General features: G+C 68.0%; 9 protein-coding genes and 1 pseudogene. All 10 read right to left on the bottom strand.

The features are described from left to right. Positions 1-1,311: 1,311 nt before the first annotated feature. Positions 1,312-1,683 (bottom strand): annotated as a pseudogene (locus F3087_RS46880) (primosomal protein N' family DNA-binding protein); the annotation flags it as partial. A gap of 45 nt (positions 1,684-1,728) precedes the next feature. Beyond that, positions 1,729-2,940, bottom strand: a complete 1,212-nt coding sequence (gene metK, locus F3087_RS33890) for a methionine adenosyltransferase (RefSeq protein ID WP_150406185.1) — start codon at positions 2,938-2,940, stop codon at positions 1,729-1,731. 214 nt (positions 2,941-3,154) lie between these two features. After that, complete coding sequence (gene coaBC / locus F3087_RS33885) at positions 3,155-4,378, bottom strand: bifunctional phosphopantothenoylcysteine decarboxylase/phosphopantothenate--cysteine ligase CoaBC (RefSeq protein WP_150406184.1); 1,224 nt, start codon at positions 4,376-4,378, stop codon at positions 3,155-3,157. 122 nt (positions 4,379-4,500) lie between these two features. After that, positions 4,501-4,782 carry a DNA-directed RNA polymerase subunit omega gene (gene rpoZ, locus F3087_RS33880; protein WP_150406183.1) on the bottom strand — a complete coding sequence of 94 codons (282 nt, stop codon included), beginning with the start codon at positions 4,780-4,782 and terminating at the stop codon, positions 4,501-4,503. Between the two features lie 25 nt (positions 4,783-4,807). Next, positions 4,808-5,392 (bottom strand): guanylate kinase, encoded by a 585-nt coding sequence (gmk, locus tag F3087_RS33875; protein WP_150406182.1) that lies wholly within the window; start codon positions 5,390-5,392, stop codon positions 4,808-4,810. 8 nt (positions 5,393-5,400) lie between these two features. Next, positions 5,401-5,721, bottom strand: coding sequence for an integration host factor, actinobacterial type (gene mihF / locus F3087_RS33870; RefSeq protein ID WP_014986450.1), 321 nt, complete (start codon positions 5,719-5,721; stop codon positions 5,401-5,403). A 612-nt stretch (positions 5,722-6,333) separates the two neighbouring features. Next, positions 6,334-7,158 (bottom strand): orotidine-5'-phosphate decarboxylase, encoded by an 825-nt coding sequence (gene pyrF, locus F3087_RS33865; protein ID WP_150406181.1) that lies wholly within the window; start codon positions 7,156-7,158, stop codon positions 6,334-6,336. A 19-nt stretch (positions 7,159-7,177) separates the two neighbouring features. Further along, the gene (carB, locus tag F3087_RS33860; RefSeq protein ID WP_150406180.1) at positions 7,178-10,504 is read right to left on the bottom strand and encodes a carbamoyl-phosphate synthase large subunit; all 3,327 of its coding nucleotides are present in this window, start codon (positions 10,502-10,504) and stop codon (positions 7,178-7,180) included. Next, entirely contained in the window at positions 10,504-11,619 is a 1,116-nt protein-coding gene (gene carA / locus F3087_RS33855; protein WP_150406179.1) for a glutamine-hydrolyzing carbamoyl-phosphate synthase small subunit, read from the bottom strand. The genes carB and carA overlap by 1 nt, the downstream gene beginning before the upstream one ends. Continuing rightward, the gene (locus F3087_RS33850; protein WP_150406178.1) at positions 11,616-12,134 is read right to left on the bottom strand and encodes a PH-like domain-containing protein; all 519 of its coding nucleotides are present in this window, start codon (positions 12,132-12,134) and stop codon (positions 11,616-11,618) included. Before F3087_RS33850 ends, carA begins: the two co-directional genes overlap by 4 nt. Positions 12,135-12,188 lie beyond the last annotated feature (54 nt).

Here is a 12,188-nt window from a genome sequence, read left to right as displayed (position 1 = left end):
GCCGGCCCGGCTCCCGCCCGCCGCCGACTCCGACGCTTGCGCCCCATCCCCCGCGGCTGCCGCCTGACCCCGGCTTACGGCCGACTGCAAGACCGACGCCGACGAGCCCGCGCCGCGCGCCCTATCGGCTGCACCTGCCGCTCCGCTCAAGTCCGGCGGCGACTCCGAGCCTGGCGTCCCATCTCCCCCGGCTGCCGTCTGACCCCGGCTTACGGCCGACCGCGAGACCGACGCCGACGAGCCCGCGCCACCAACCGGAGACCCGATGACAGGCGCCGCGCCCGCTTCCGCGCCGCGCACCCTATCGGCTGCACCCGCTGCCACACTCGAGTCCGGCGGCGACTCCGAGCCTGGCGTCTCACCTCCCGCGGCTGCCGACCGACCCGGTGCTCCCTCAGACTCGGCGAGGAGCCGCTCCTCGCCCACGCGTGTCGCACTGTTCGCCGCGGCCGCCGGATCGGCGGGGACCGAATCTGCCTCGGCAGTCGAAGGCGCTGGCTTCGGGCGACCTGATGAGTCGGTGGATGACGCGGATGTGTTCTCTTGCACCTCTGCTGGATTCGAAGTATCCGCCGCAGTGTTTGTGGTGAGACTCTCATCGACTGCACGACCAGGCGGCACCGAATCTGTGTCGATATCAATGGAATCGATATCCGGAGACGACGAGTCAGGCAATGGGATCGACTGGTCGGCGCTATCTCTACCTGGTACTTTCACCGAGTCGGCCTGCGCCGCAGCGGGATCTGCTGCGTCAGATACAGCGTCTTTGGCAAGACTCTCGTCAACTACACGTCGCTGCGTCGCTGAATCGACGTCGCCACCAACGGAATCGGCATTCGAATACAATGTGTCCGGCGACCGGCCCGACTGGTCGGCACTGTTTGTGTCGGATGATGCAGGCGAGTCAGATTGTGGCACTTCGGAATCCGCCGCTAGCGCTCCGCCAGAAACGGACGACTCTCTATCGATTGTCGGATCGAGTCCGACTGAGTCAGTGTCGGATTCAGTGGAATCTGCGGTCGAGAATGCCGATTTCGCCGGGTTTGCCGGCGCACTTACGCCGTGCGGCGTGGTTGAGACATGTTGTGCCGCAGCAGGGCCCGTTGTAGCTGGTTCGGGGCCCGAGTCGGGCGGTGCCGAATCGGCTTCGACGCCAGCGGAATCGGCCGCAGATGGTGGCTCGACCCGCAGTGGAGCGTTAACGGTCGCGCCTTTTTTCCGCTTTGCCGGACTCGGCGCGGCCGAAGTCTCCTCCGTCGAGTCCTCGTCTTCCGCATCGCCTTCGGCGGACTTCTTCTTCGCCCCACCGGTCTCCGTCCGCGCATGCCGCGGCGGGATAGCCAGTCGCAGCACATCGGCACGAGTTCCGGCGTAACGAGCAGCCACCGCGGTGGCTAGCTTAACGATCTCAGGCGTCAGTACCTGCTCGGCGGAGACGACTCGCTCGAGTTTCACCAGCTTGCCGCTGTGCTCACTGTGCGTGAGGCGCTCGAGCAGATACCCGTCGACCAGACGACCCGCGAACCGGACGCGCACCCGCACGCCGGGCTGCGCGATCGCATCCAGCTCGGGCGGCACCAGGTAATCGAAGTCGCGGTCCAGGTGGGCCGGAGACAGCAACGGGAGCACCCGAGCTATCGGGTGCTCCACGGCTGCGGGGCCCGCGGGCGGGACCCCCGGTATGGCGGGGGTGCCCGCCGCGGGTTTTTTCACTCGGTGTGGTCGGGCCTACAGGCCGACTGCGGCGCGCAACTTGTCCGCGCGATCCGTGTGCTCCCAAGGCAGGTCGACGTCGGTGCGGCCGAAGTGGCCGTACGCGGCGGTCGGTGCGTAGATCGGGCGCAGCAGGTCGAGGTCGCGGATGATCGCGCCGGGGCGCAGGTCGAAGACCTCGGAGATGGCGGCGGAGATGCGGGCCGGGTCGACCTTCTCGGTGCCGAAGGTCTCCACGAACAGGCCGACCGGTGCGGACTTGCCGATCGCGTAGGCCACCTGGACCTCGACGCGCTCGGACAGGCCGGCCGCGACGACGTTCTTGGCGACCCAGCGCATGGCGTACGCGGCCGAGCGGTCCACCTTCGACGGATCCTTACCGGAGAACGCGCCGCCACCGTGGCGGGCCATGCCGCCGTAGGTGTCGACGATGATCTTGCGTCCGGTCAGGCCCGCGTCACCCATCGGGCCGCCGAGCACGAACTTGCCGGTCGGGTTGACCAGCAGCCGGATGTTCGAGGTGTCCAGCGAGGGCAGCTCGAGATCGGCGATGACGGCCTCGACGACCTTTTCCCGGATGTCCGGCGCGAGCAGGTTGTCCAGGTCGATGTCGGCGGCGTGCTGGGTGGAGATGACCACGGTGTCGAGCCGGACCGGGCGGTCACCCTCGTATTCGATGGTGACCTGGGTCTTGCCGTCGGGCCGCAGGTACGGCAGCACGCCGGACTTGCGCACCTCGGTGAGCCGGCGCGAGAGCCGGTGCGCGAGCGCGATCGGCAGCGGCATGAGCTCGGGGGTGTCGGTGGTCGCGTAGCCGAACATCAGGCCCTGATCGCCTGCGCCCTGCTTCTCGATCTCGTCGTCGGACCCGCCGACGCGCGCCTCGTGCGAGGTGTCGACGCCCTGCGCGATGTCGGGCGACTGCGCGCCGATCGCGATGTTGACGCCACAGGAGTTCCCGTCGAAACCCTTTGCCGAGGAGTCGTATCCGATTTCCAGGACCTTTTCCCGGACGATCTTGGGAATGTCGGCGTAGGCACTGGTGGTGACCTCACCCGCGACGTGGACCTGACCGGTCGTCACGAGGGTTTCCACGGCGACGCGGCTGCGCGGGTCTTCCGTGAGTAACGCGTCGAGGATGGAATCGCTGATGGCGTCACAGATCTTGTCCGGGTGACCTTCGGTCACGGACTCACTGGTGAATAGCCGGCTGCCGGACGTGCGCACAGTTGTTCCCTCTCCCTCAACGGGTATTCGTCTCGGTTTGCGACAGTAACGCGAGACCGTTACCGCGCAACCCTTCATTCCAGACTATGGCAAACCACCGACATCCCGTGGGCCAAGAGACCACTATCTCAGACAGTTCGTCCGATTAGTCCCCCTGGGCACCGCGGAACCGATGGTTGATTACTGGGTCAGTATCCCAGTCACGCAATATATTTCAGCTCAAGAGCGGCCCGAGCGCGTCGAGCACCCGGCTGGCGAGCAACGCCTTCGACCCGTGATCGAGCGACTGTTCGGTACCGTCCGCACCGAGCAGCCAGCCGTTGTTGGTGTCGACCTCGAACGCCTTGCCCTCGCCGACCGCGTTGACCACGAGCAGGTCACAGCCCTTGCGCGCCAGCTTGGCCCGCGCGTAGGTGAGCACGTCGCCGTGCTCGTCCCCGGTCTCGGCGGCGAAGCCGACGATCGCGGTGCCGGCCAGCTGCCCGTCGCGCCGCTGCTGCACCAGACCGGCCAGGATGTCGGTGGTCTTGGTCAGCGCGATGACGTCGGGTTCGCCGGCGCCCTTCTTGATCTTGGCCGCGGCCACGTCGGTGGGCCGGAAATCCGCCACCGCCGCCGCCATGATCACCGCGTCCGCGCCGATGGCGTGCTTGTCGACCGCGGTCTTGAGCTGCTCGGCGGTGGTGATGTGCACCAGGTCGACGGCCGCGGGCGCGGCCATCTCGATCGTGTTGCCCGCGATGAGCGTGACGTGCGCGCCGCGCTGGGCCGCGACCCGGGCCAGGGCGTAACCCTGCTTGCCGGAGCTGCGGTTGCCGAGGAAACGCACCGGATCCAGCGGTTCCCTGGTGCCGCCCGCGGTGATGACCACCCGGCGACCTTCGAGGTCACGCGGTATGGCGTCGGCGCGTTCGAGCAGCAGCGTCGCGAGGCCGAAGATCTCCTCGGGCTCGGGCAACCGGCCGGGACCGGTATCGGTGCCGGTGAGCCGGCCCGACGCGGGTTCCATCACGATCGCACCGTGCGCGCGCAGCGTCGCGACATTGGCGACGGTCGCCGGATGCTCCCACATCTCGGTGTGCATCGCGGGCGCGAACAGGATCGGACATCGGGCCGTCAGCAAGGTGGCGGTGAGCAGGTCATCGGCGCGGCCCTGGGCCGCGCGCGCCATCAGGTCGGCGGTCGCCGGGGCGATGACCACGAGGTCCGCCTCCTGGCCCAGCCGGACATGCGGCACCTCGGGCACGTCGGTGAACACGTCGGTGTGCACCGGGTTCCCGGACAATGCCTCGAAGGTCGCCTTACCGACGAATTGCAGCGCCGACTCGGTGGGGATCACCCTGACCTGGTGTCCGGTCTCGGTGAACCGCCGGACCAGCGAGCAGGCCTTGTAGGCGGCGATCCCTCCGCCGACACCGACGACGATCCGTGTGGTCACTACGCCTCCGGCCTAGTTGTTGTCACAGCTCCGCCTCGCTGACGCTCGGCTCCACTGTGCCAACCGGCGGCTGTGTTCTTGGTTCTCTCGCTGCGCTCGCTCACGGCACGCGCCCCGGGCGACTACTCGCCTTCGGCGTGCTCGAGCAGGTCGGAGTGGATCTCGCGCATGGCGACCGAGAGGGGCTTTTCCTGCAGGCCCGGCTCGACCAGCGGGCCGACGTACTCGAGGATGCCGTCGCCGAGCTGGTTGTAGTAGTCGTTGATCTGACGCGCCCGCTTGGCCGCGTAGATGACCAGGGCGTACTTGGACGAGGTGCGCTCCAGCAGCTCATCGATCGGGGGGTTGGTGAGGCCGATCGGGGTGTCGTATGCGGGAACGACTTTGCTGTCTGCACTGCTCACTGAGGGGGCTCCTGCGCGTGGAAGGTTATGAACTCGAATTTGTGCTAACGAACAACGATACCAACTGCTCACAGGCAGTAGTCACCTCGTCGTTCACGATGACGATGTCGAACTCGTCACAGGCCGCCAATTCGGTCCTGGCGGTTTCCAGCCTGCGCTCGATCACTTCCGGTGATTCGGTGCCGCGCGAGGTGAGCCTGGAGACCAGTTCGTCCCAGCTGGGCGGGGCGAGGAAGGCGAGGATCGCTTCCGGAATGGCCTTGCGTACCGACCGCGCGCCTTCTAGATCGACCTCGACCAGTACGGGCAGACCCTCTGCGAGGGCGGCCCGTACCGGTGCGGCCGGGGTGCCCGAACGTTGCAAACCACCGTGTATATCAGCCCACTCGAGTAGTTCGCCCGCCGTGATCATGGCGTCGAACTCTTCCCTGGACACGAATCGATAGTCGAGACCGTCGACTTCTCCGGGCCTAGGCGCCCGGGTCGTCGCCGACACACTGAAGATCAGGTGCGGCAGTCGCTCGCGGACACAACGGACCACGGTCGACTTTCCGACGGCCGAGGGGCCGACCAGTACTACCAGTCGACCCTTCCGCGTATGTTCGACCACCCTCGTTATCAGGCGTCGAAGTCGAACCGGGCGAGCAGCGCCTTGCGCTGCCGATCGCCGAGTCCGCGCAGACGCCGGGTGGGGGCGATCTCCAGTTCACTCATGATTTCGGCTGCCTTGACCTTGCCCACCTTCGGCAGGGCCTCCAGCAGCGCCGACACCTTCATCTTGCCGAGAATCTCATCGGATTCGGCATCGGTGAGGACCTGCTTCAGGTTGGTGCCGCCTCGCTTCAGGCGCTCCTTGAGCTCCGCCCGAGCGCGGCGAGCGGCAGCCGCCTTCTCCAAAGCAGCGGCGCGCTGCTCGTCAGTCAGCTGGGGAAGGGCCACGGTTCCTCCGTCTCATCGTTCATTGCATCAACTCCTGCCGGTAACCCGGCAGTCTCAGCGACCGTACCCACGGCATCCGCAGATTGCGAACCCACCCCCCAGGTCAGCGCATGATTCCGGATGCCGTAGACGCGAGAGCGGCGCGATCCGCACTGCTCCTCTGTCGCTGCGCAGATCGTACCGCCGAAATCACGAAATGCCTCCTCAGCAGGGAGTTTTCATGATTGACACAGGTTAGCGGGAGGGTTGCTATGACGTGACATGTGCCGCCAGCAAACCCACCCCGGCCCGACCAGGAAGTTTCTCGGAATTTCCCGCGTGTCGCGTTGTCTTTCAGCGTGTCGTGGACCACAAACAGGTCGAACGACCGATTCAGGTCGACCCGGGGCCGATCGATTGTCGATCTGCACCGCCGGGTTTGTCGACCTGCACTGATGAAATCGCGATTCTGCGCCGATCCGGGCCCGTCGACCATGCCGCTGCACCTGCGGACCGGGAAACGGGCGTAGCAGGGCACCCAGGCCCCGCTACGGGCCACATGCACGCGTGCACATGACCGCACACGCGGCCGGAAACGACCCGAGACCGGCGCGCTCGCGCCGGTCTCGGTCGTTATTTCTGCAGGAACGCGAACGTCTCCTGGAGTTCGCTCAGGCTGTCGCGCAGCGCCGGAACCTCCGGCCCGGCACGGAGCACCTCGCGCGAAGCGGTCGGTATCGCGGCCGCCAGCATCGACTCCGGGACCAGGTCACGGACGTTTTCCGGGCCGCCGCCCTGGGCGCCGACGCCGGGCATCAGGATCGGCCCGTTGAGCGCGGACAGGTCCGGCGCCTCGGTCAGGGTCGCGCCGATCACCACGCCGACCGAGCCGAATTCCGCGCCCGCATTGCCCGCGGCGGCCTGGTCGACCATCGTTTGCGCGATGCTGCGGCCGTCCCCGGTGACCACCCGTTGCAGTTGCGCCCCTTCGGGATTCGAGGTCGCCGCGAGCACGAACACGCCCCGGTGGTTGGCCGCGGCCAGATCCAAAGCCGGTGCCAGCGAACCGAATCCGAGATACGGCGAGACCGTCACCGCGTCCGCGCCGAGCGGCCCGTCGCCGAGCCAGGCGTGCGCGTAGGCGTCCATGGTGGAGCCGATATCGCCGCGCTTGGCGTCGGCGAGCACCAGGGTGCCCGAGGCGCGCAGCACCTCGATCGTGCGCTCCAGCACCGCGATTCCGGCCGAGCCGTAGGTCTCGAAGAACGCGACCTGCGGCTTCACCAGCGCGACGCGGCCGTCGAACGCCTCGACGCAGATCTCCGCGAACTGCTCCAGGCCGTCGGCGTCGGCGGTCAAGCCCCACGACTCCAGCAGGCCCGGATGCGGATCGATGCCCACGCACACGGGGCCGAAATGCCCCATGGCGTGCTGCAATCGAGCGCCGAAGCTCTTCATCCCGTCGCCTCCGTCCGGCTCACCCACGCAGCACCGAGTGCAGCTCTTGCAGCGAGCGCACCCCGATCCCGCCGTTGATGCTCGCCTCGATGCCCTGCACCGCGGCGGCCGCGCCCTGCACCGTGGTGATGCACGGGATGTTCACACCGACCGCGGCACTGCGGATTTCGTAGCCGTCCACGCGCGGGCCCGAGTTGCCGTACGGAGTGTTGAACACCATGTCGATCTCGCCGTCGCGGATCTGCTCGACGATCGTGGGCTGCGGCACATCGCCGTTGCCGTCCACCGACTCCGGCTCCGAGTGCTTGCGCACCCGCTCGCACGGAATCCCGTTGCGGCGCAACATCTCCGCCGTGCCCTCGGTGGCCAGGATGCGGAAGCCCAAGTCGTGCAGGCGCTTGACCGGGAAGACCATGGCGCGCTTGTCCCGGTTCGCGATCGAGACGAACACGGTGCCCTCGGTGGGCAGCGAACCGTAGGCGGCGGTCTGGCTCTTGGCGAAGGCGGTGCCGAAGTCGGCGTCGATGCCCATCACCTCGCCGGTGGACTTCATCTCCGGGGAGAGCAGCGAATCCACGCCGGTGCCGTCGGCCTTGCGGAACCGGTGGAACGGCAGCACGGCCTCCTTCACCGCGACCGGAGCGTCGAGCGGGACGTGCCCGCCGTCGCCCTCGCCCGGCAGCATGCCTTCCTTGCGCAGGTCGGCGATGGTGGCGCCGAGCATGATTCGCGCGGCCGCCTTGGCCAGCGGCACCGCGGTGGCCTTGGACACGAACGGAACCGTCCGGCTGGCCCGGGGATTCGCCTCGAGCACGTACAGCACGTCGTCCTTGAGCGCGTACTGCACGTTGAGCAGGCCCTTGACCCCGATGCCCTTGGCCAGCGCGACGGTCGAGCGGCGCACCGCCTCGATGTCGCTGCGGCCCAGGGTGATCGGCGGCAGCGCGCAGGCCGAGTCGCCGGAGTGGATGCCGGCCTCTTCGATGTGTTCCATCACGCCGCCGAGGTAGACCTCGTCGCCGTCGCACAGCGCGTCGACGTCGATCTCGATGGCGTCTTCCAGGAACCGGTCGACCAGCACCGGATGCTCGGGGCTGAGCTCGGTGGCCCGGGAGATGTAGCCCTCCAGCGAGTTCTCGTCATAGACGATCTCCATGCCGCGCCCGCCGAGCACGTAGGACGGGCGGACCAGCACCGGGTAGCCGATGCTCGCGGCGATCTTCTTGGCCTGCGCGAAGGTGGTCGCGGTGCCGTACTTCGGCGCGGGCAGCCCGGCCGCGACCAGCACGTCGCCGAATTCGCCGCGGTCCTCGGCCAGGTCGATGGCGGCGGCGCTGGTGCCGACCACCGGGACGCCGGCGTCGGTGAGCCGCTGCGCCAGGCCGAGCGGGGTCTGCCCGCCCAGCTGCACGATGACCCCGATGACGTTGCCGGACTCGCTTTCCGCGTGGAACACCTCGAGCACGTCCTCGAAGGTGAGCGGCTCGAAGTAGAGCCGGTCGGCGGTGTCGTAGTCGGTGGAGACGGTCTCCGGGTTGCAGTTGACCATCACCGTCTCGTACCCGGCCTGCGACAGCGTCTGCGCCGCATGCACACACGAGTAGTCGAACTCGATGCCCTGGCCGATCCGGTTCGGGCCGGAGCCCAGGATGATCACCTTGTCCCGCTCACGCTGCGGGGCGACCTCGGATTCCGCGGCGGGATCGAGCTCGTAGGTGGAGTAGTGGTACGGGGTCTTGGCCTCGAACTCGGCGGCGCAGGTGTCGACCGTCTTGAACACCGGGCGGACGCTGAGCCGGTGCCGCAGCGCGCGAACCCCGGTCTCCCCCGCCAACTCCGGGCGCAGCGCGGCGATCTGACCGTCGGACAGGCCGTAGTGCTTGGACCGGCGCAGCAGCGTTCCGTCCAGCACGGGCGCGTCCATGATCTCCTGGCGCAGCTCCACCAGACCGGCGACCTCGGCGACGAACCACGGGTCGATTCCCGAAGCGGCGGCGACGTCTTCGATGCTCGCGCCGAGCCGCAGCGCGCGCTCGACCTGATAGATGCGGCCCTCGATGGGCGTACGCAGGTCTTCCAGGATCGCTTCGACGTCGGTCCATTTGCCGTCGGCCTGGGTCCAGAAGCCGGCCGCCTTCGTCTCCAGCGAACGCAGCACCTTGCCGAGCGCCTCGGCGAAGTTGCGTCCCAGCGACATTGCCTCGCCGACCGACTTCATCGTGGTGGTCAGCGTCGGGTCGGCGCCGGGGAACTTCTCGAACGCGAACCGCGGCGCCTTGACCACCACGTAGTCCAGCGTCGGCTCGAAGCAGGCCGGCGTCTCCTTGGTGATGTCGTTGACGATCTCGTCCAGCGTGTAGCCGATGGCCAGCTTGGCGGCGATCTTGGCGATCGGGAAACCCGTTGCCTTGGAAGCCAATGCGGACGAGCGCGAGACGCGCGGGTTCATCTCGATGACGATCAGGCGGCCGTCGGCCGGGTCCACCGCGAACTGGATGTTGCAGCCGCCGGTGTCGACGCCGACCTCGCGCAGGATGGCGATGCCGAGGTCGCGCATCTTCTGGTACTCGCGGTCGGTGAGCGTCATCGCCGGGGCGACGGTCATCGAGTCGCCGGTGTGCACGCCCATCGGGTCGACGTTCTCGATCGAGCAGACGATGACCACGTTGTCGCTGCGGTCGCGCATCAGCTCGAGCTCGAATTCCTTCCAGCCCAGGATGGATTCCTCGATGAGCACGTTCGCGGTCGGTGAGGCGGACAGGCCGCCGCCGGCGATGCGATCGAGATCCTCGTCGTTGTAGGCCATTCCGGAGCCGAGGCCGCCCATGGTGAACGAAGGCCGCACCACCACAGGGAAACCCAGCTCGCGAACCGTGTCGCGGACCTCGTCCATCGTGTAACAGACGCGGGAGCGGGCACTTTCGCCGCCGACCTTGGCGACGATGTCCTTGAACTTCTGCCGGTCCTCACCGCGCTGGATGGCGTCGAAGTCGGCGCCGATCATCTCGACGTTGTACTTCTCCAGCACCCCGTTCTCGTGCAGCGCGACCGCGGTGTTCAGCGCGGTCTGCCCGCCGAGGGTGGCCAGGATGGCGTCCGGGCGCTCCTTGGCGATGACCTTCTCGACGAACTCCGCCGTGATCGGCTCCACGTAGGTGGCGTCGGCGAACTCGGGGTCGGTCATGATGGTCGCCGGGTTGGAGTTCACCAGCGAAACCCGCAGGCCCTCGGCCCGCAGGACCCGGCACGCCTGGGTGCCGGAGTAATCGAACTCGCAGGCCTGGCCGATGACGATCGGGCCCGAGCCGATCACCAGGATGTGCTTCAGATCGGTGCGGCGGGGCATCAGGCTCCTTCCATGAGACCGGCGAAACGGTCGAAGAGATAAGCAGCGTCGTGGGGTCCGGCGGCGGCTTCCGGGTGGTACTGCACCGAGAACGCGCGGCCGTCGATCAGGCGCACGCCCTCGACCGTGCCGTCGTTGGCGCAGACGTGGCTGACCTCGGCCTTGCCGAACGGGGTGTCGAACTGCTCGCCCTGCTCGCCTTCCAGCGCGAACCCGTGGTTCTGCGCGGTGATCGCGATCCGGCCGGTGCCGTGCTCGATCACCGGGACGTTGATGCCGCGGTGACCGAACTTCATCTTGTACGTCTTACGGCCGAGCGCGCGGCCGAGGATCTGGTTGCCGAAGCAGATGCCGAACAGCGGCAGCCCGCGCTCGAGCACACCCTGGGTCAGCGCGACCGCGCCGTCCTGGGTGGCCGGGTCGCCGGGGCCGTTGGACAGGAAGACCCCGTTCGGGTTCAGCGCCAGGATCTGGTCGATCGAGGTGTTCGACGGGACCACGTGCACCCGCATGCCGCGCTCGGCGAACATGCGCGGGGTGTTGGTCTTGATGCCGAGGTCGACCGCGACCACGGTGAAGCGGGGGTCGCCGGTGGGCTCGATGGTGTAGACCGAGTCGGTGCTCACCTCGTCGGCCAGGTCGGCGCCGAGCATGGACGGCTGGCCGGTGACCCGGCCGAGCAGCTCGTCGGTGCCGGCCAGGGCCGCGCCGGAGAAGATGCCCGCCTTCATCGAGCCGCGGGTGCGCAGGTGGCGCACCAGCGCGCGGGTGTCGATGCCCGCGATGCCGACGATGTCTTGGCGCTGCATCGCCTCGGGCAGCGTGCCGGTGGCGCGCCAGTTGGAGGCGCGGCGCGCGGGATCGCGCACCACATAACCGGCCACCCAGATCTTGCCGGACTCGTCGTCCTCGTCGTTCCAGCCGGTGTTGCCGATCTGCGGCGCCGCGGCGACCACGATCTGGCGGTGGTAGCTGGGGTCGGTGAGGGTCTCCTGGTACCCGGTCATCGCGGTGCAGAACACCGCCTCACCGAGCGTCTGGCCCACGGCGCCGTAGGCCGAGCCGCGGAATACCCGGCCGTCCTCCAGCACCAGAGCTGCGTCTTGTCCCGTCATCCCTCGTCGTCTCCCGTCGTCGTGCTGGTGTCCGCCTGGAGGCCCCGCGTCCAAGCCGGGTACACCGACTTGTCGTCACCCCGGAAACCGGTATCTATCTCGGTCCCGGTGGGCAGCTTCCAGCGAACTACCAGCACACCATCTTCTGTCATTACTTTGCCCGCATGCCCGCGCTCGGTGCGCACCGCGGTGATGGACTCCTGCGGGATCCAGATCACCGTCGCCCCGTCGCGCTCGAGCAGGATTCCCCGTTCGAACCGCGTGAGTTCGGCCGTAGCGCGGAAACCCAAGTCGCCCACCGCGATCCGGTCCTGCCAGCTGGGCGCCATGGTGCTGCCGAGATACAGTCCGGTGGTCGGCTCGAGCACCTGAGCGCCGAGGTCGGCGGGCACCACCGGCAGTTCACCGATGCCGGCCGCTTGGCGCGCGGCCCGGTTCTGCCAGCCCCGGTACATCAGCCAGAGGCACACGACGAACAGCGCGGCCAGCCCGATTACCCACAGCGTTCTCTCCACTTACGGACCTCCTGTGTCCAATCGGCGGCGCTCACGGGGCCCTGCGTGTGCGCC

It is taken from the genome of Nocardia colli (assembly GCF_008704205.1).
In the GTDB taxonomy this organism is placed as follows: Bacteria; Actinomycetota; Actinomycetes; order Mycobacteriales; family Mycobacteriaceae; genus Nocardia; species Nocardia colli.
The sequence above is the reverse complement of the archived record's forward strand: the minus strand, read 5'-3'. Positions and strand labels throughout refer to the sequence as shown.

What these genes read in the sequence shown, in the direction of transcription:
- carB (WP_150406180.1), bottom strand. Translation starts at nt 10,504, where the DNA reads ATGCCCCGCCGCACCGATCTGAAGCACATCCTGGTGATCGGCTCGGGC.
- pyrF (WP_150406181.1), bottom strand. Translation starts at nt 7,158, where the DNA reads ATGAAGAGCTTCGGCGCTCGATTGCAGCACGCCATGGGGCATTTCGGC.
- carA (WP_150406179.1), bottom strand. Translation starts at nt 11,619, where the DNA reads ATGACGGGACAAGACGCAGCTCTGGTGCTGGAGGACGGCCGGGTATTC.